The following is a 19057-nucleotide window of genomic DNA, read 5'->3' on the forward strand; positions in this document are numbered from 1 at the left end:
CGGGCACCGCGGCGACGCGGATGCTCCCGGACGTGCCCGCCGGATGCGAGGATGGAGCCCGCGTCGGCTCCCCGGCGCACGGAGCACCGCACGAGAGGCAGGGACGGGCATGGCCCACTACGTGATCGTCGGCGGCGGACGGGTGGGCACCCGGCTGGCGGCCGCGCTGGACGCGGCCGGTCACGGCGTCGCCCTCGTGGACCGCGACCCGCGGACCGTGGAGGGGCTGGCCCCCGGCTTCTCCGGCGAGCTCGTGGCCGGTGTGGGCTTCGACCGCTCCGCGTTGCTCGCCGCGGGCATCGACCGCGCGCAGGGCCTGGCGGCCGTGACCGCGGACGACAACACGAACATCATCGCCGCCCGCGTGGCCCGCGAGACCTTCCACGTGGACCACGTGGTGGCGCGCATCTACGACACCGACCGGGCCCGGCTGTACCAGCGCCTGGGCATCCCCACGGTCGCCTCGATCCAGTGGACGGCCGACCAGGTGCTGCACCGGCTGCTGCCGGCTGGCACCGCCGACGCGGAGCACCGCGACGGCTCCGGCCGACTGCTCGTGACCGAGCTGGTCCCCCACTCCTCGTGGTGGGGCCGTCGGCTGAGCGACGTCGAGTCCACGGTGGGGATGCGCATCGCCTACCTCACCCGGCTCGGCGACGGTCAGCTGCCCCGGCCGGGCGACCGCCTGCAGGAGGGCGACGTGCTCCACGCCGTCTACCCGGTGGACCGCCGGGACCGGGTGGAGGCCGCCCTGCAGGGCGAGGCACGCGTGCCGGACGGCACGGACGAGGACGAGGAGGGACGGGCATGAGGGCCGTCATCGCCGGAGCGGGCGCCGTGGGCGCCTCCATCGCGCGGGAGCTGCACGCGCACGGCCACGAGGTGGTCGTCGTCGAGGCGCGCACGGACGCGGCCCGCAAGGCCGATGTCGGCGGCGCGCGCCTCGTCCTCGGGGATGCATGCGACCTGACCGTGCTCGAGCAGTGCGGCGCCCTGGAGGCGGACGTGCTCGTCGCGGCGACCGGCGACGACCGGGTCAACCTCGTGTGCTCCCTGCTGAGCCGCTCGGAGTTCGGCGTCGGCCGCACCGTGGCCCGCGTCAACAACCCGCTCAACGACTGGCTCTTCGACGAGTCGTGGGGTGTGGACGTGGCCGTGTCCACCCCCTCGATCATGACGGCGCTCGTGGAGGAGGCCGTCGAGACCGGGGACCTCGTGCGTCTGCTCAGACTGGAGGCCGGCGGCGCGGCGCTGTCCGAGTTCCGGGTCCCGGCGGGGCACTGGCTCGAGGGCCGGCGCATCGGCACCGTGTCCTGGCCGCAGGAGGCTCCGCTCGTGGCGGTCGTGCGCGACGGTGCCCCCCGGCAGGCGTCGGCGGACGAGGTCCTGGAGGTGGGCGACGAGCTCTTCTTCCTGGCCGCCGGCTCCGCCGAGCCGGCCCTGCGTCGCCTCCTCGTCGGCGAGGGCCGCGTTCAGGGGCGCTCGGAGGCGGCGGAGTCCGCCGGCACGCCGTCGTCCTGACCGGGCGAGCTGACGGACCAGGCGAGCCAGAGCCCCAGGGCATAGAGCGGCAGGCCCATCACCAGGCGGGCCACCCCGAGCGCGGTGACGGCGTCCCCGAGGTAGAGGGGCACCTGCACCGCCAGGCGCAGCGCGAACACGGCCACCAGGATCCAGGTGGCCGCGGCGTAGGCGCGGCGCCGACGCCGCTGGGCCCGCCAGCGGGTCCCCTCGGCGCGCACGAGGCCGAGCACCAGGCCCGCCGCGGGCCAGCCCACGAGGGCGGACACCGCGAACGCGAGGCCATAGGCGGCGTTGGTGACGAAGCCCCACAGGTAGTAGTCGCGGGCCTGGCCGGTGGTCAGGGAGACCACGACGGACAGGACGACGACGGCGAGGCCGGCCAGTACCTGGACCGGCGACTGGCGCTGGACGAGGCGCGCGACGCCCAGCACGAGTGCGACCACGACGGCCGCCACGCCGGAGGGCCACACCTGCTGGGTGGCGACGTAGCCGACCATGTAGACGAGGGTGGGCAGGGAGGCCTCGACGATGCCGCGCCAGCCTCCGACGCTGCCCAGCGCGTCGAGGCGGCCGCGCTCATCCAGACGGGCTCGAGACGGCAGGGGGCCGGCGCCGTCCGGGGCGGCGGTGGCGGGGCCATGCGGCTCGGTCATGGGCTCTCCTCTCGGGGCCGTGCTCAGAGCGTGGCGCCGGGCGCGTCGACCAGGTCGAACTCGGGGTTGTGCAGGGTGGGCACGCCGTCCATCTGGGTGACGCGGCCGCGGACCGTCAGCCACTCCCCCGGCATGACGCCGGGCACGCGGCGCCGCCCGTGCCAGACCAGCTGCAGCGTCTCGGCGGGCGCCATGCTCCCGGGTGCGGGCGGGCGGTCGGCCAGGGACGCGCGGAAGACGGTCGCCTCGTCCGCGCCGGGCAGCGTGACGGAGGCGATGACGCCGCGGCGCTCGATGCGGCCCGCGGCCCCGACCGGGCGGGGCGCGACGGCGGAACTCACCGGATCTCCGTGATCTCCGGACCGCGCTCGGGCAGCGCGGTGGCCTCCGGTGCCGCGCCGTCCCCCGGGCCGGCAGCGGTGTCCGCGAGCACGTCCCGGCCCTCGTCCGGGGCCGGGCGGCGACGCTGCAGCGGGCGCGCGTTGGGAGGCGGACGCAGGGGCAGCAGCTCGCGCGGCGGAAGCGGCTCGTCGCCCCGCACCACGACCAGGTCGGAGAACACCTGTTCCAGCGCCTCAGCGGCCTCCGGCTGGAAGGCGGCCTCGCCGTGGAACACACCGCGGACGAACCAGCGCGGACCGTCCACGCCCACGAACCGGGCGACGTTCCACCCCGGCGAGCCGTCCGGCAGCGCCGCCGGCACGCGCGTGAGGATCTCAATGCCGAAGCGGCCGGACTGCTCCTGCACGGTCGCGTGGGCGGTGGTCGACAGGGAGTCGTGCAGCTCGGCGCGCAGGTCGTCCCACAGACCCGTGCGGCGCGGGGCGCTGAACGCCTGGACCTGCAGGGCCGAGCGTCCGAGGCTGACGGTGGCGGCGACGATCCGCTTCGTCGCGTCCTCGACGTCGAGGCGCAGCTTCATGCCCTGGACGGCCCGCAGGCGCAGCGACCCCAGGTCGATCATGCCCGCGGGGTCCGGGCGGGTGGCGACGTCGTGCGGACCGACGTCGACAGTTTCCGGCGCGGCGGCGATCTCGAGGTCGCGCTCCTCCAGCAGCTCGTCCGGCAGGCTGACCTGCTCGTGGCGCACGGTGCGGTTACGTCCGAAGATCACGACGTCCTCCCAGGGGTGATGTCGGCGGTGAAGCCGCCGGTCGAGCCGAAGCCGCCGACCCCGCGCTCGGAGTCGGGCAGCGCGTCCACAGGCTCGAAGCGGGCGCGCACGACCGGCTGCAACACGAGCTGGGCAATCCGGTCGCCGCGGCGCAGCACGATCGGCTCGGTCGGGTCCAGGTTGATCAGGGGCACCTTGATCTCGCCGCGGTAGCCGGCGTCGATGGTGCCGGGGGCGTTGACGACGCTCAGGCCGTGGCGGACCGCGAGGCCCGAGCGGGGGTGCACGAACCCCGCGTGGCCCTCCGGGATGGCCAGCGCCACGCCGGTCGGCACGAGGGCGCGCTCGCCCGGGGCCAAGGTCACGTCGACGGCGGTGCGCAGGTCCGCGCCCGCGTCGCCCCGCTGCGCGTAGGCGGGCGGGGCCAGGCCCGGATCGAGGGCGTGCAGGGGCACGGGCAGCTCGGCGGAGTCGGTCACGAGGCCCGACCCTACACGAGCACCCGTCGGCCCGGGGCCGTGTCGAGGCGGCCGGGCGGGCGCCCTCGCCGGTGCCGCGCGGCGGGACCGGAGTCCGGATGTGGGAAGCTGGGACCCATGCGTGATCCCCAGCAGCACCCCGTCGCCGATGCCTCCCGCCGCGCCCCCGAGGGTGCTGCGGCGGGACCCGATCCGGTCCTGTTCGAGGAGCGGTTGACGCCCTCCGCGGGGGTCTGGGCCGTGGCGCTCATGCTGGCGGCGCTGACGATCCTCGTGTTCGCGCCGATCGACCTCGGGCTGGGCATCGCGGCCGCCGTCGTGTTCTTGGCCGTCGAGGTCCTGATCCTGGTGGCCACCACCCCGCGCATCGTGGTGCGCGAACGCACTCTCCAGGTGGGCCGCGCCAGCATCGAACGGCATCACGTCGGTCAGGTCACGGGGTATCGCGGCGAGGATGCCCGGGCCCAACGCGGCCCGCTGCTGCACGGGCTGGCCTTCGTGAACGTGCGCGGCTGGATCGCGCCCGTCGTGCGGATCCAGCTGACCGACGAGCGCGACCGCACGCCCTACTGGCTGACCAGCACCCGGCGCCCGGAGGAGCTGGTCGCGGCCCTCGGCGGGACCATGGCCCGGCAGGAGGGGGCGGCCGAGGACCGCTGACCGCCCCGGCGGCGGGGGCTCAGCCCTCGCAGTCGGTGCAGTAGATCAGGCCGTTCTTCTCTCGCGCGGCCTGCGAGCGATGGCGGACCAGGAAGCAGGAGGCGCAGGTGAACTCATCCGACTGGGCGGGCAGCACCCGCACCATCAGCTCTTCACCCGAGAGGTCGGCGCCGGGCAGCTCGAACCCCTCGGCGGCCTCCGCCTCGTCCTCGTCCACGACGGCGGACTGGGTGTCCGTGCGCCGTGCCTTCAGCTCCTCAATGGAGTTCTGGCTCAGCTCTTCCTCGTTCTTGCGAGGGGCGTCGTAGTCAGTGGCCATGGGGTTTCACGCTCCGCTGGTGGGGGACGGCACCGGGACCGGTGCCGGCACTGCGCGGACGGCGTCGTGGACGGGCCACGCATCACCGGCCTGCGCCGTTGCGCGTAGATTGTGCACCATGGCCGAACCCGTGCCAAATGTTGACCGGCATGCTCGCCCAGGGCGGATTCGCGCGGGCACTCGTCCCTCGCCCGGGCCGTGGTCTGCGGCCCGGCGGCTAGGATCGGGGCATGCCCGGCCGGGCGTCCGCATGCCCGGTGACCAGAACACGACGTGGGAGGGACCACCGCCATGGCAGAGCTGCGACTGACCGGACCCACCGAGGACGGCGACGCGCTGCGCCTGTCCGGGCCGGAGGGTGAGGAGCACACGCTCGCCCTCTCCCCCTATCTGCGCCGGCTGGTCATCGAGGGCGCTGCGCCGGAGGACGGGCGACCGGCCGAGGACGGCCCCGCGGCCTGGCACGACATGACGGAGACGGACGTCCCCGGGACGGGCGACGAGGACGCCGAGGGACCGGTAGACGCGACGACGCACACCGACGATGCCGCGGAGGAGGGCGAGCGGACTCCCGAGGCGCCCTCCGGCCCGGCCCGGCCGGACGAGGACCTCGCGCTCACCCCGCGCATCGACCCGCGGCCCGTGGCCGACGACGAGACCGCGGACGGACCGACCCCGGCGCCGCTGACCGACCAGGAGTCCGTCAAGGCCGCCGCGACCCAGGAGGCCGTGCCCCTCACCCCCCGGGAGATCCAGCAGCGCATCCGTGCGGGCGCCTCCGTGGAGCAGGTGGCCCGGGAGAGTGGGAACGCCTTCTCGCGCATCCGCACCTACGGTCACCCCGTCCTGGCCGAGCGCGACTGGATCGCCCGGCAGGCCCGCGCCGTCGAGGTCTGGGTCGGCGGGCCCGACCTCTACTCGGACCTCGTCCAGGACGGCGGCCCCACGACGCTCGGCGAGCTCGCCGCGCACCGGCTCGCCGAGCTGGGCGTGGACGAGGCGAGCCTCGAGTGGGACGCGTGGCGCGAGGATCAGGCCGGTTGGACCGTGGCCGCCCGGTTCGCCGTGGCCGGTGCGAGGGGTCTGCCCACCCACGAGGCGCCCCCGGCGCTCTGGACGTTCCGCCCGGCCGGACGCCACCTCGAACCCGAGAACGCCTGGGCCCGCGCCCTGTCCGAGGCGGAGGCCTGGGACCTGGTCCCCCGCGCCCCCGCGGCTGAACCGGTGACGGACGACGTGGACGCCGAGGACGCCGTGACCCCCGCGGGTGCGCACTCGACCGCCGCCGACCGCGACGCCGATCTGCTGGAGATCCTGCGGGTGCGCCGGGGTCAGCGCGTGGGCGCGGACCTGGAGTCGGACGACGCGCTCGCCCACCTGATCGCCCGCGAGCACCAGGACCGGAGTCAGCGCGAGGCCGCCCCGGCGCCCGAGCGGCTCGCCCCGGTCGACGCCGAGGGTGCCCTCACGACCGCCGACGACGCCCCGGGCGTCGACGAGCCGGAACCGGCCACCGAGACCGACCGCGCCGAGCACACTGCCGCAGACGTCGCGGAGCCGGGTGTCGAGGACGCGGGGGCGGAGCCCGCGCCCCGCGAGCGTGCGGCGCGCCCGGCCATGCCGACCGTCACACCGCGCCCCCGGGCCCGCTCGGCCGCGCGCCGAGCGTCCGTGCCCAGCTGGGACGAGATCGTCTTCGGCCGCAAGGGCGACTGACCCCGGCCCCGGGGCGGGCTCAGCGGTGCCAGGTGAGCAGCGGGACCTCCCGCTCAGCGCGCGTGGGCGCGCCGTGCTGGCCCACCATCTCGAAGGCGTGCGGGGGCACCCGCCGGCCGTCGTAGAGGGCCAGATCCCCGTGGACGGCGACGAGCAGATCCCCGATGCGGGCACGGACCCGGTCCTCGACGACGGTGCCGAACCAGCCGGCGTCGACGGCCTCGTCCCGCGTGAGCACCCACGCGTGCGCCCCGCAGCGCTCGGCCCAGGCGCGCCGCACCCTCGCGCGCACGTCCGGACCCGCATCGGACCGGAAGTGCAGCTGCACGAGACGGGGCTCCCCCGCGGTGTGCGCGATCCCCTCGAGCAGCGCAGGGTCGGCGAGCTCCCCGGTCTCGTCCAGGGCGGCGTAGTCCACGCGGCGCGACGGCGGCACGTCGACCATGCCGTGGTCGCCGGTGGCGAGCACCACCGTGCCGGCGGGCACGCGGTCCACCAGGCGCCGCACCGCCGCGTCGATCTCCTCGAGGGCGTGCAGCCACCGGTCCGAACCCACGCCGTCCCGGTGGCCGGCCTTGTCCAGCTCGTTGACGTAGAAGTAGACGAGCGTGGGCACGCGGGCGTCATTCAGCACGCGCTCGGCGGCCTGCGTGCGGGCGATCAGGGTGCGGCCGGCCACGAACCGGCCGCCACGCAGCCCCGCCCGTGTCAGGGCCGAACGCTCGAAGGCGGGCAGCGAGACCGTGACGGCGTCCACGCCGGCCGCGGCGGCGCGCTCGAACACGGTGGGCTTCGGCTGCCACCCCACCGGGTCGGTGGACTCGTCCCAGCCGCCCAGCTGGTTGATCACCACGCCCCGGTCCGGGTCGAGCACGTCGTAGCCGGCCACGCCGTGCTCCCCCACGTCCAGCCCGGTGCCCAGGCTCGTGAGGGAGGCGGCCGTCGTGGTGGGCACGGCCACCTCGAGGACGCGGCCGCCGTCGGCCATCGCGGAGCGCAGCGTGGGGGCGTGGCCGCCGAAGCGCTTCAGCAGGGACCGTCCGAGGCCGTCCACCAGGGCCACGACCACGCGGCGCCCCTCCGGGACCGCGAGCGCGTTCTCACAGCCCGGGACGCCGAGGGCGGCCGCGGCGGAGGTCAGGACGGAGCGCAGGGCACGGTCGGGGGGGACCACGCCGGCGGGCAGGGCGGGTCCCGTCACGTGGTGGCCGCCAGGTGGGCGCGGCGCAGGGCCCGGGCGAAGGCCAGGGCGCCGTCGACGGCGCCCTGCCCGTCGGCGTCGGCGGCGACGCGGATCACGAGGTCCTCGCGGGTGGCGGTGCCGGTGTAGCCGTGGTCGAGGTCGCACTGGGGGTCGGCGCAGCCGGCGGGCTGCAGGTCCAGGCGCTGGCCGCCGGCCCACATCAACCCGAGGGTCATCTCGGCCACGGGGTCGGACGGCCGGAAGCGGGCGGGGTCGGCGTGGCCCGTGGTCAGGACCACGGAGCCGAGGGCGCGGACCGGGACCATCTCGGTGGAGACCTGGGCGAGGACCGCCTGGCCGGCCGGGTCGGCGGCGTGGTCGTCGAGGTGGACGGCCAGCAGGGTGTCCCCGGCGAGCACGAGGGCCGTGATGTGCCGGTGGATCTCCTCGTAGTCGAAGTGCGTGTCCACGTGGACGAGGTGCGCGTCCGGGGTGCGGCCCTCGAGCTCGACGGCGATGGCGTGCGCCACGAGGTCTGGGTAGAAGCCGGCGCGGACGAGCGAGGCGTCGAGGCCGCCGCTGCCGTCCAGGGTGCGGGCCTCGCGCTGCCGTCCCTCGGCCTCGGGGGTGCCGGGGCGGTGGTCGGGACGGCCGGGCTCGTGACTCCTGCGGAACGGGCTCATGTCCCCCATGCTACGGGTCCGGCGCCGGGCCGCCGGGGCCCGCTGTGGACGGCCCGGTCAGCGGCCGCGCAGCGCGCGCCGGGCCGAGTCGGTGCGACGGGCCGCGTTGGCGACGTGCACCTCGGCCTGCAGCACCGTCACGCCCTCGGGGGCGGCCAGCACGGGCGCGAAGCGCAGGCGGGCGACCTGCGGCAGGTCGTCCTTGAGGACGCTGACGCGGCCCACGAGGTCCTCGAGCGCGGCGAGGTCGACGGGGGGCACCCCGCCGGTGCCGCGCAGCTTCACGGCGGCGCGGGGGGCGCGGACCATGCGGGCCACGTCCCGGTCCGTGAGCGGGGGAACGCGGTGCACCCAGTCCCCGAGCAGGTCCGTGGCGTCGCCGGCGATGCCGAAGGAGACCACGGGGCCCAGCAGCGGGTCCTCGAGCGCCGTGAGCATGCAGGCCTGCCCGGCGGGGGCCATGGCCTGGACCTCGAGCTCGCGCACGCCGAACGGCGCGAGCAGACGCCGCATCTGTTCGACGTTGCGGCGCAGCGAGTCGGCGTCCACCACGTTCAGACGGACGCCGCCCAGGTCGAGACGGTGCCGCAGGTGGGGGTCCACGGCCTTGAGGGCCACGGGGAAGCCGAGCCGCCCGGCGGCCGCCACGGCCTCGTCGGCGGTCTCGAACCGGGCCGAGGGCAGCACGGTGATCCCGTAGTGGCCCAGCAGCGTCTGGGTCTCCTCGTCGGGGAGCCGGACGAGTTCGGTGCCCTCGGCGCGCGCGGCGGCCGCCTCCACGAGCTCCTCGGCCTCGTGCGGGTGCAGGCCGGTCGGCTCGAGCGGCTCGCCGACCTCCTGGCAGCGCCAGTGGACGTAGTCCGCGAGCGCGCCGAGCACGGACAGGGCCTGCTGCGGCGACGGGTAGAAGGGCAGGCCGGGCTGCAGGGAGCCGGGCTCGGCGTCGTCGTCCACGGGCCCGGCGGCGCCGAGCGTGGCGCCGCGGTAGCGCGGGGAGACGACGTCGGTCAGGCAGCCGAGCACGGGGATGCGGGCGTCCCGGGTCGCGTCGGCGAGGGCCTGGGCTAGCCGCTCCGGCTCGTCGTCCGCCTGGTGCAGGCCGAGGCGGGCCAGCACCACGACGGCGTCGGCCTGCTCGTGGCGGACGGCGTCCCGGACGGCGGAGACCAGCGTGTCGGCGGGCGGGGCGATGCCCTGCTCGCTGCCGACGAGGCCGACGGTGGCCGTGACCTCGAGCCCGGCCTCGGCCGCGGCGTCGCGGCCCAGCCGGTCCAGGGCGAGCGAGTCGGCCACGAGGACGACGCGGTGGCCCGTGGGCAGCGGCTGGCTGGCCACGGCCATGAGGATGTCGAGCATGGCCTCGTGCGTGTGGGCCTCGAGCACGCCGGTCTGGTCGAGCATCGAGTCCACGGTGCCCTCGGGGGCCTGGGTGGTGCGGGTCTCGTGGCCCGGGGGCAGGAAGCGCCCGGTGACGTCGGAGCGGACCACCACGACGGGCTTGGTCCGGGAGAGCCGCCGGGCGATGCGGGAGAACTTGCGCGGGTTGCCGAACGACTCGAGGTACACGCCGACGGCGGCGGTGTGGGGGTCCGCCTCGAAGAACTGCATGGCGTCGTTGCCCGAGACGTCCGCACGGTTGCCGGCGCTGATCGAGGTGGAGATCCCCACCCCGCGGCGCTTGACGCCGGCGGAGACCATGGCGCCGACGGCGCCGGACTGGCTGAACAGGCTGACGGGGCCGCGCTGGGCCAGGCCCGGGGACGGGGAGGCGTTGAGGCGGATCGCGGGGTCGGTGCGGACCAGACCGGTGGAGGCCGGGCCGATCACGCGCATGCCGTGGGCGCGGGCGAGGGAGACCAGGCGGCGCTGGGCCTCGAGTCCCTCGGCGCCGGCGTCGGCGTAGCCCGAGGTGAGGACGACCAGCCCCTGGGCCCCGGCCGCGGCGGCCTCGGGGATGAGGGCCTCGACCTCGTCGGCGGGCACGGCGACGACGACGAGGTCGACCGGCTCGCCGATGTCGGCCAGGGAGCGGTGGGCGGTGAGGCCCTGGACGTCCTCGGCGGCGCGGTTCACGGCGTGGACGGCACCCGTGAAGCCCGCCTCGAGGACGTGGCGCAGCACGAGCGAGCCCACGGCCTGCGGATCGCGGGAGGCGCCGACGACGGCCACGGAGGCGGGCTCGACCAGCTCGGCGACGCTGCGGGACTCGGCGCGGTGCTCGCGGGACTCGACTACGGCGCGCCACCGGGCGGTGGGGTCGATGGGGAACTCGACGGCCACGACGCCGTCCTCGAACCGGCGGGTCACCTCGAAGCCGGACTCCTGGAACACCGAGAGCATCTTGCGGTTCTCGGGCAGGACCTCGGCGGTGAAGCGGCGGATGCCGTTCTCGCGGGCGGCGACGGCCAGGTGCTCCATGAGGATGGAGCCCAGTCCGCGGCCCTGCGCGGCGTCGGAGATGTTGAAGGCGACCTCCGCGGTGTCGGAGTCCCCGTAGCGGTCGTAGCGGCCCACGCCGAGCAGGCGGCCGCCGCGGGTGATCACGAACGCCACCCGGTCCCGGTGGTCCACGTGGGTGAACCGGTCCAGGTCCTTGGTGCTTAGCTCGGACTTGTACGTGAAGTAGCGCAGGTAGATGGAGTTCTCGGACTGCCCGGCGTGCATGCGCTGCAGCTCGGCGGCGTCCTCGGGCGAGATGGGCCGCAGGTGGGCCGTGGCGCCGTCACGGAGCACCACATCGGCCTCCCAATGGGAGGGATATCCGCGGTCGGCTTCGGTCTCACCCATAGGATCACTGTAGACAATCCCCGACGCCGTGAGGACTCCCCGACCACCATGATGGCCCGTTCATCCCGTTCCCGCCCCGCCGAGCAGGACGCCCCGCGCCCGCTGCCGCTGGAGCAGGAGAACATCGTCGACGTCGACGTCTCCGAGGAGATGGAGGCGTCCTTCCTCGAGTACGCCTACTCGGTGATCTACTCGCGCGCCCTGCCGGACGCGCGCGACGGCCTCAAGCCGGTGCAGCGGCGCATCCTCTACATGATGTCCCGCATGGGCCTGCGCCCGGACCGCGGCCACGTGAAGTCCGCCCGCGTGGTGGGCGAGGTGATGGGCAAGCTCCACCCCCACGGCGACGCCGCGATCTACGACGCGATGGTCCGCCTCGCCCAGCCGTTCTCCCTGCGCCTGCCCGTGGTGGACGGGCACGGCAACTTCGGCTCGCTCGACGACGGCCCCGCGGCCCCGCGCTACACGGAGGCCCGCATGGCCCCGGCCGCCCTGGCGCTCACCGCGGACCTCGACGAGGGCACCGTGGACTTCATCCCCAACTACGACAACCAGCTCCAACAGCCGGCCGTGCTGCCCGCCGCCTACCCCAACCTGCTCGTCAACGGCACCACTGGCATCGCCGTCGGCATGGCCACGAACATGGCCCCGCACAACCTGCGCGAGGTCGTGGCGGGCGCGCGCCACCTGCTCGCGGACCCCGCGGCGGACCTCGAGGCGATCATGGCCCACATCCCCGGCCCCGACCTGCCCTCGGGCGGCCGGATCGTGGGGCTCGACGGCGTCCGCGACGCCTACGCGACCGGCCGCGGCACGTTCCGCATGCGGGCCGCCGTCGCCGTGGAGCAGGTCACCGCGCGTCGCACCGGCCTGGTCGTCACCGAGCTGCCGTACGGCGTGGGCCCCGAGAAGGTCATCGAGCGGATCAAGGCCGGCGTCGACGCGAAGAAGCTCAGCGGCATCGCCGACGTCGTGGACCTGACGGACCGCAAGAACGGGCTGCGCCTGCAGATCGAGCTCAAGTCCGGGTTCAACCCCCAGGCCGTGCTGGCCGCCCTCTACCGGCACACCCCGCTCGAGGAGACGTTCGGGATCAACAACGTGGCGCTCGTCGACGGGCAGCCGCAGACCCTGGGCCTGCTGCCCCTGCTGCGCGTCTACGTGGACCACCGTCTGGACGTGGTGCGGCGCCGCACCGGGCACCGCCTCGGCAAGCACCGCGACCGCCTCCACCTCGTGGAGGGCCTGCTGCTGGCGCTCGTGGACATCGACGAGGTCATCGAGATCATCCGTTCCTCGGACGACACCGCGGCCGCGCGCACCCGCCTCATGGGCGTCTTCGACCTCACCCAGGTGCAGGCCGATCACATCCTGGAGCTGCGGCTGCGCCAGCTGACGAAGTTCTCCCGCATCGAGCTGGAGGCCGAGCGCGACGAGCTGCAGGCCGCGATCGCCGAGCTCGAGGCGATCCTCGCCTCCGACGCGCGGCTGCGCGAGGTGGTCTCGTCCGAGCTGCAGGCCGTGGCCGACGAGCACGGCGACGACCGCCGCACGGTCCTGCTCGAGGCCGAGACCGCCGCGGCCCCCGCCGCCGGGCCCGCGCCGTCCGGGCCGACCCCCGCCGGCGCCGGTCAGGCCGGGGCGGACCTGATGGTCCCGGACACGGCGTGCTGGGCCCTGCTCTCCACCTCCGGACGCCTGCTGCGCACCGCGGACCGCACGCCGATCGCCCCGCAGGGCCGGCGCCGCAAGCACGACGCCTTCGCCTCCGTGGTCCCGACGACGGCCCGCGGCGAGATCGGGGCCCTCACCTCCGCCGGCGCGCTGCACCGCCTCCAGGCGGTCGACCTGCCGGTGGCCGGCGAGCCGTCCGCGGCCCCCGCGATGACCACGGCCCTCCCCGCCGCGGAGCTGGTGCCCCTGGCCAAGGGCGAGACGCTCGTGGCCCTGGTCCCCCTGGACACCGTCATGGCACTGGGCACCGCCCACGGGGTCGTCAAGCGCGTCCGGCCCGAGTGGCCCCTGAACCGCCAGGTCGTCGACGCCGTCGCCCTGAAGGACGGCGACGCGGTGGTCGGGGCCGCCCCCGCCCCGGACGAGGCCGACCAGCTCGTCTTCCTCACCCGCACCGGCCAGCTGCTGCGCTACGCCGCCTCCGCCGTGCGCCCCCAGGGCCCGGCCGGCGGCGGTGTCGCGGGCATCCGGCTGGCCGCCGGGGACACGGTGCTCGCGTTCGGGGTGGCCCCCGCGGCCTCCCTCACCGAGACCGGTGCGGACGCCGCGGCCCACCCGCGGCCCGCCGTCGTGGTGACCGTGACGGACGGCGAGGCGGACGTGCTCGGCTCCGCCCCAGGCTCCGTGAAGGTCACGCCGCTCGGGGAGTACCCGGCCAAGGGCCGCGGCACCGGCGGCGTGCGCGCCCACCGGCTGCTCAAGGGCGAGAGCGGCCTCGAGCTCGGCTGGATCGGCGCCGCGCCCGCGCTCGCGGCCTCCCGGGCCGGCGTGGCCCGCGCGCTGCCGATCGAGTACGGGCGCCGGGACGGCTCGGGCGTGCCCGTGGACCAGCGCATCGAGGCCGTCGGCGCCGGCGCCTCCCCCGAACTCGTCCCGGCCCCGCCCGCCGAGGACGACGCCGTGGCCGTGTCCGCGGACTGATCCCGGCCCGGGGCGACCCTGTTCGCCCCGGGCCGATCGACGCCCCCGATGGGCGCCCCACCCGGCCCCTCCGATACAGTGGGCTGTCGTCTCACCGCAGGTGAGCACCCCCTCCCCCGACCCCCCGCAGATTGGTCCTGGTGACGAACGTGTCCGGCAACGCCAGCTACGAGTACTCCCGCGCCGCCCTCCTGGCGGTCACCGAGGTGGAGGCCCCCGTCGAAGTCACCTCGCAGGACCTCGACGACCAGCTGGCGGAGGTGCTCACCCGCCTGCGCCTGCCCGGCTCCCTCCTGGAGCGGGTGGCCGGTGTGCGCAGCCGACGGAACTGGGACGAGACCGAGGACTTCCAGGAGGCCGCCGCCCGCGCCGGCGTCGCGGCCCTGGAGCAGGCCGGCGTCCCCCGGGAACGGGTGGGGCTGCTCGTGAACACCTCGGTCACCCGGGCCACGCTCGAGCCCTCCGTGGCCGTGCGGATCCACCACCTCATGGGGCTGCCGACCTCCGCGACCAACTTCGACATCACGAACGCGTGCCTCGGGTTCGTCAACGGCCTCATGCTCGCCTCCACGCTCGTGGACGCCGGCCAGATCGACTACGCGGTCGTGGTCGCCGCCGAGGACGCCTCGAAGGTGCAGGCCGCCACCGTGGCCAACCTGCACGCCGAGACCACGCACCGCGGCAACTTCATGGAGCAGTTCGCGTCCCTGACGCTGGGCTCCGGGGCTGCCGCCGCCGTCGTCGGCCGCATCGAGGACCATCCGGACGCCCACCGGATCGTCCGCGGGATCACCCGCGCCGGCACCGACCACCACGGCCTGTGCGTGGGCGACCACCACGGCATGTACACCGACTCCACCGCCCTGCTCAAGGACGGTCTCGAGCTCGTGATGGACGCGTGGCACGACGTCCCGGCGGAGTGGGCGTGGCCGGAGGCGGACCGGTTCATCACCCACCAGGTCTCGCAGATGCACACCGACGCGATCGCGGAGTCCGCCCACCTGGACCCGGCGCGCATCCCGACGACGTTCCCCACGCTGGGCAACGTCGGCCCGGCGTCGCTGCCCATCACCCTCGTGCGGGAGATGGACGCCCTGGAGGACGGGGACACGGTGGTCTGCCTGGGCGTGGGCTCGGGCCTGAACACCGCGATGCTCGAGATCGAATGGTGAGCTGAAGGAGCCAGAGCCATGCCCCAGATCCCCGCCGCCCCTGCCGCCCTTCCGCCGGCCGACCGACTGCCCGGCTGGGACCCGGCGTGGTCCCGCCTCGTGGAGATCCGCTCCGCCGCGGACCCGGAGGGGACCGTGCGGACGCTGCACGTGGCGGACACCGGTCCCGTGCTCGCGGCGGCCGGGGCGGAGATCGTCGGCACGATCGTGGCGGTGCACGGCAACCCGACGTGGTCCTGGCTGTGGCGGTCCCTGCTCGCCGAGACGGTGCGCCGGGCACGCCGGGGCATGGCCGCGTGGCGCGTCGTGGCGCCGGACCAGCTGGACATGGGCTTCTCCGAGCGCCTCGCGCACGCGGGCTCCCCGTCCGCCGCGTCGATGGGCCGCGCCGGCGACACCTACCGCACGCTGGGCGGCCGCATCGCCGACCTGGACGCCCTGCTGGCGGCTCTCGGGCTGCGCGACCTGGCAGCCACCGGCCACCCGCTGATCACGCTCGGCCACGACTGGGGCGGCGTCGTGTCCCTCGGCTGGGCGGCGCGTCATCCGGAGCTGGTGGCCGGCGTCGCGACCCTGAACACCGCGGTCCACCAGCCCGAGGGGGCGCCGATCCCCGCCCCGCTGCAGGCCGCCCTCGCCGGGCCCGTCCTGCCGGCCTCCACCGTCACCACGGACGCCTTCCTCTCCGTGACGACCTCCCTCGCCACCCCGGCCCTCGACCGCGAGACCCGGGCCGCCTACCACCTGCCCTACGACACGGCGGCCCGACGCGGCGGCGTCGGCGGCTTCGTCGCGGACATCCCGGCCGACCCCGGCCACGGCAGCCATCCCGAACTGCAGCGGGTGGGCGAGGACCTCGCCGCCCTGGGCCGCACCGACGTGCCCGCCCTCATCCTGTGGGGCGCCGACGACCCGGTCTTCCTGGACCGCTACCTCGACGACCTCCGCGACCGCCTGCCCCACGCGCGCGTGCACCGCTACGAGCGGGCGGGGCACCTGCTCGTGGACGACCGCGACATCACCGCGCCCCTGCTGCAGTGGGCCCAGCTGCTGCGCGGCGGCCAGCTCTCCGACCCCGCCTCGGGGCTGCCGGGCCCCGTCCCGCACGCCACCGCCGACGCGGCCGCCGACCCGGGCCTGGAGGTGGACCTCGGGGAGGAGCCCGGAGCCCGCGAGCCCGGCGCGGTCCGGCTCTGGGACCACCTGCGCGACTGGGGCGCCCCCGGCTCGGACCACCGCGAGTACACCGCGCTGGTGGACATGGCCGGCGCCCAGGCTGGCCGCTCGCTCGTGGGCACCGCCCGCCGACCCGTGGCCGTCACCTGGGGCGAGCTGCAGGAGATGGTCTCGGCCATCGCCACCGGGCTGTGGGCCGCCGGCATGCGGCCGGGCGACCGGGTCGCCATGCTCGTGCCGCCGGGCCGCGACCTGTCGGCGGCCCTGTACGCCGTGCTGCGCGTGGGCGCCGTCGCCGTGGTGGCGGACCAGGGCCTCGGCGTCAAGGGCATGACCCGGGCGATGAAGTCGGCCCGCCCCCGCTGGATCATCGGCCGCACCCCCGGGCTGACACTCGCCCGCGCCCAGTCCTGGCCGGGCACCCGGATCTCCGTGACCGAGCCCGGCGCCGCCCAGCGCCGCCTGCTCGACGTCACCGACTCGCTCTACGCGATGGTCGACCGCCACCGCGACCCGGCCGCGGGCGACGCCGTCGACGAGCACGGCACCGTGCTGCCCGAGCCCGCCCTGGACGCGGACGCCGCGGTGCTGTTCACGTCCGGCTCCACGGGCCCGGCCAAGGGCGTCGTGTACACGCACGAGCGGCTGGGCCGCCTCGTGGCGCTGATCTCCCGCACCCTGGGCATCCGTCCGGGCGGCTCCCTGCTGGCCGGCTTCGCCCCGTTCGCGCTGCTCGGACCCGCCCTCGGCGCCGCGTCCGTCTCCCCGGACATGGACGTCACCCAGCCGGCCACCCTCACCGCGCAGAAGCTGGCCGACGCCGCGATCGCCGGGCAGTCGAGCGTGCTGTTCGCCTCTCCCGCCGCCCTGGCGAACGTGGTCGCGACCGCCGACGGCCTCGACGCGCCCCGGCGCGAGGCGCTCGACGCCGTGCGTCTCGTGCTCTCGGCCGGCGCCCCCGTGCACCCGCAGCTGATGCGTCAGGTCTCGGACCTCATGCCGAACGCCCGGGTCCACACGCCGTGGGGCATGACCGAGGGGCTGCTGCTCACGGACATCGACGGCGCCGAGGTGCAGCGCCTGCGCACCGCCGACGACGAGGGCGTCTGCGTGGGCTCCGCGCTGCCCACGGTGTCCCTGGCCATCGCGCCGCTGCTCGAGGACGGCAGCGCCGACGACGTCATCCTCGACCCCGCGCGGGGCCACGGCGTCCTCGGCGAGATCGTGGTCAGCGCCCCCCACCTGAAGGACCGCTACGACGCGCTCTGGCACACCGACCAGCAGAGCAAGCGCGACGGGCTGTGGCGGCGGGACGGCCGGGTGTGGCACCGCACCGCCGACGTCGGCCACTTCGACGCCGAGGGCCGCGTCTGGCTCGAGGGTCGGCTCCAGCACGTGATCACCACGCCCGCGGGCCCGGTCGGTCCGGGCGGGCCCGAGAAGACCGTCGACGCCCTCGGGCCGGTGCGGCGCAGCGCCGTCGTCGGCGTCGGGCCCCGGGGCACGCAGGCCGTGGTCGTCGTCGTGGAGGCGGCAGTGCCGGCCACGCGCCCGGCGCGGCGCCCGGGTCACCACCGGGACGGCCGGCCCAAGCAGGGCCTCGCCCCGACCGCGCTGGCCTCCGCCGTGCGCGCGGCCCTCGAGCCGCTGCCGGTGGCCGCGGTGCTCGTGGCCGATGAGATCCCCACGGACATCCGGCACAACTCGAAGATCGACCGCGCCCGGGTGGCCGACTGGGCGGAGTCCGTGCTCGCCGGCGGGACGGCGGGTGCGCTGTGAGCGGCTTCGGCTACGACGTCGGCCTCGATGCCGCCGGCATGCCCGACCTCGTCGAGCGCCTCGAGTCCCGCCGCGTCCTGGTGACCGGCGCCTCGGGGCTGCTGGGTGCGGGCGTCGCCCGGGTGCTCGCCGATGCCGGCAACGACGTGACCACCCTGCAGCGGCGTCCGTCGGGCGTGCCCGGTGCGCGGGACGTGCGCGGGTCCGTGACCGACCCGGCCGCCGTCGAGGAGGCCCTGACCGGCGCGGACACCGTGGTGCACGTGGCCGCGAAGGTGTCCGTGTCCGGCCCCGAGCACGAGTATGAGGCCGTGAACGTCGAGGGCACGCGCATCCTCCTGCATGCCGCGCAGCGCCACGGCGTGCGACGCTTCGTCCACGTCTCCTCCCCCTCCGTGGCGCACGCCGGCGACTCCATCGTCGGTGAGGGCGCCGGAGCCGCCAGCCCCGAGCACGCGCGCGGACCCTACGCCCGCACGAAGGCGGCCGGCGAGCGGCTGGCCCTGGCCGCCGACCGCGACGACTTCCGCGTCCTCGTGCTGCGCCCCCACCTGATGTGGGGGCCCGGGGACCTGCAGCTCACCGACCGGATCGTGCAGCGCGCGCGGGCCGGGCGGATGCCCGTGCTCGGCACGGGCGCTCCCCTGGTCGACACGCTGTACACGGCCAACGCCGTCGAGGCCGTGGTGGCGGCCGTGTCCGCGGCCGACGTGCACCACGGCGAGGCCCTCGTGGTGACCAACGGCGAGCCGCGACCGGTGGGCGAGCTGATCCGCCAGATCGCGCTGGCGGGCGGCGCCGCGGAGCCCGAGCGCCGCGTCCCGGCGGGCCTGGCCCGGCGCGCCGGCGCCCTGATCGAGCGGGCGTGGGAGCGGGACCTGTTCGGGCTGCGGTCCCGGGGTGTCGGCTCCGACGACGGCGAGCCGCCGCTGACCGAGTTCCTCGCCGAGCAGCTCTCGACCTCCCACTGGTTCGACCAGCGTCGCACCCGTGAGGTCCTCGCGTGGACGCCGACCGTGAGCATCGACGAGGGCCTGCACCGCGTCGCGGCGTACTACCGCGACCGCTGACGTCCGCCGCGGGCGGAACGGGCGCCCACCCAGAGCTTTCGTTCGGGAAACGGCGCGGGTCACGCCGCTTTCGTTCGGGAAACGGCG

At 75.8% G+C, this 19057-nt stretch carries 16 protein-coding genes; 8 read left to right on the forward strand and 8 right to left on the reverse strand.

The window, feature by feature from the left end; all coding sequences use genetic code 11:
• The first annotated feature begins 109 nt into the window (after nucleotides 1–109).
• Nucleotides 110–811: a potassium channel family protein gene (locus AC3RKA_RS06395; protein ID WP_060774504.1), complete on the forward strand. Its 702-nt coding sequence runs from the start codon at nucleotides 110–112 to the stop codon at nucleotides 809–811.
• Nucleotides 808–1521: a potassium channel family protein gene (locus AC3RKA_RS06400; RefSeq protein WP_060774505.1), complete on the forward strand. Its 714-nt coding sequence runs from the start codon at nucleotides 808–810 to the stop codon at nucleotides 1519–1521. The genes AC3RKA_RS06395 and AC3RKA_RS06400 overlap by 4 nt, the downstream gene beginning before the upstream one ends.
• On the opposite strand, the gene AC3RKA_RS06405 is transcribed toward AC3RKA_RS06400, so the two are convergent.
• From AC3RKA_RS06405 to dut, 4 genes are read right to left on the reverse strand one after another with little or no spacing between them, the layout of a single operon-like run.
• Complete coding sequence (locus AC3RKA_RS06405; RefSeq protein WP_060774506.1) at nucleotides 1473–2177, reverse strand: DUF3159 domain-containing protein; 705 nt, start codon at nucleotides 2175–2177, stop codon at nucleotides 1473–1475. The genes AC3RKA_RS06400 and AC3RKA_RS06405 overlap by 49 nt on opposite strands.
• Before the next feature lie 23 nt (nucleotides 2178–2200).
• Nucleotides 2201–2518 carry a single stranded DNA-binding domain-containing protein gene (locus tag AC3RKA_RS06410; RefSeq protein ID WP_002858152.1) on the reverse strand — a complete coding sequence of 106 codons (318 nt, stop codon included), beginning with the start codon at nucleotides 2516–2518 and terminating at the stop codon, nucleotides 2201–2203.
• A complete protein-coding gene (locus AC3RKA_RS06415; protein ID WP_002858153.1) occupies nucleotides 2515–3291 on the reverse strand; it encodes a DUF3710 domain-containing protein in 777 nt (258 codons plus the stop codon). The genes AC3RKA_RS06410 and AC3RKA_RS06415 overlap by 4 nt, the downstream gene beginning before the upstream one ends.
• Nucleotides 3288–3770, reverse strand: coding sequence for a dUTP diphosphatase (gene dut, locus AC3RKA_RS06420; protein ID WP_002858154.1), 483 nt, complete (start codon nucleotides 3768–3770; stop codon nucleotides 3288–3290). The genes AC3RKA_RS06415 and dut overlap by 4 nt, the downstream gene beginning before the upstream one ends.
• Before the next feature lie 117 nt (nucleotides 3771–3887).
• Here dut and AC3RKA_RS06425 point away from each other — a divergent pair, with 117 nt between their 5' ends.
• A complete protein-coding gene (locus AC3RKA_RS06425) occupies nucleotides 3888–4430 on the forward strand; it encodes a DUF3093 domain-containing protein (protein WP_002858155.1) in 543 nt (180 codons plus the stop codon).
• Nucleotides 4431–4449: 19 nt separating this feature from the next.
• Here the strand turns inward: AC3RKA_RS06425 and AC3RKA_RS06430 are convergent, their stop codons facing one another.
• Nucleotides 4450–4749 carry a DUF4193 domain-containing protein gene (locus AC3RKA_RS06430; protein WP_002858157.1) on the reverse strand — a complete coding sequence of 100 codons (300 nt, stop codon included), beginning with the start codon at nucleotides 4747–4749 and terminating at the stop codon, nucleotides 4450–4452.
• A gap of 291 nt (nucleotides 4750–5040) precedes the next feature.
• Here AC3RKA_RS06430 and sepH point away from each other — a divergent pair, with 291 nt between their 5' ends.
• Nucleotides 5041–6465 carry a septation protein SepH gene (gene sepH, locus AC3RKA_RS06435; RefSeq protein WP_136940483.1) on the forward strand — a complete coding sequence of 475 codons (1425 nt, stop codon included), beginning with the start codon at nucleotides 5041–5043 and terminating at the stop codon, nucleotides 6463–6465.
• A gap of 19 nt (nucleotides 6466–6484) precedes the next feature.
• Here the strand turns inward: sepH and AC3RKA_RS06440 are convergent, their stop codons facing one another.
• The 3 genes from AC3RKA_RS06440 to AC3RKA_RS06450 are packed head-to-tail and all read right to left on the reverse strand — an operon-like array spanning nucleotide 6485 to nucleotide 11118.
• Entirely contained in the window at nucleotides 6485–7666 is a 1182-nt protein-coding gene (locus AC3RKA_RS06440; RefSeq protein WP_489727011.1) for an alkaline phosphatase family protein, read from the reverse strand.
• Entirely contained in the window at nucleotides 7663–8331 is a 669-nt protein-coding gene (locus AC3RKA_RS06445; RefSeq protein WP_049158347.1) for a DUF5998 family protein, read from the reverse strand. Before AC3RKA_RS06445 ends, AC3RKA_RS06440 begins: the two co-directional genes overlap by 4 nt.
• A 57-nt stretch (nucleotides 8332–8388) precedes the next feature.
• On the reverse strand, nucleotides 8389–11118 hold the full coding sequence (locus tag AC3RKA_RS06450) for a bifunctional acetate--CoA ligase family protein/GNAT family N-acetyltransferase (protein WP_136940481.1): 2730 nt from the start codon (nucleotides 11116–11118) through the stop codon (nucleotides 8389–8391).
• A 48-nt stretch (nucleotides 11119–11166) separates the two neighbouring features.
• On the opposite strand from AC3RKA_RS06450, the gene AC3RKA_RS06455 reads away from it, so the two are divergent.
• From AC3RKA_RS06455 to AC3RKA_RS06470, 4 genes are all read left to right on the forward strand, one after another.
• On the forward strand, nucleotides 11167–13773 hold the full coding sequence (locus tag AC3RKA_RS06455; protein ID WP_136940480.1) for a DNA gyrase/topoisomerase IV subunit A: 2607 nt from the start codon (nucleotides 11167–11169) through the stop codon (nucleotides 13771–13773).
• A gap of 140 nt (nucleotides 13774–13913) precedes the next feature.
• The gene (locus AC3RKA_RS06460) at nucleotides 13914–14945 is read left to right on the forward strand and encodes a 3-oxoacyl-ACP synthase III (RefSeq protein ID WP_002858168.1); all 1032 of its coding nucleotides are present in this window, start codon (nucleotides 13914–13916) and stop codon (nucleotides 14943–14945) included.
• An 18-nt stretch (nucleotides 14946–14963) separates the two neighbouring features.
• Entirely contained in the window at nucleotides 14964–17900 is a 2937-nt protein-coding gene (locus AC3RKA_RS06465) for an alpha/beta fold hydrolase (protein ID WP_489727012.1), read from the forward strand.
• Nucleotides 17897–18970, forward strand: coding sequence for an NAD-dependent epimerase/dehydratase family protein (locus AC3RKA_RS06470; protein WP_489727013.1), 1074 nt, complete (start codon nucleotides 17897–17899; stop codon nucleotides 18968–18970). Before AC3RKA_RS06465 ends, AC3RKA_RS06470 begins: the two co-directional genes overlap by 4 nt.
• Nucleotides 18971–19057 lie beyond the last annotated feature (87 nt).

Source organism: Micrococcus sp. iso_229 (assembly GCF_058072725.1).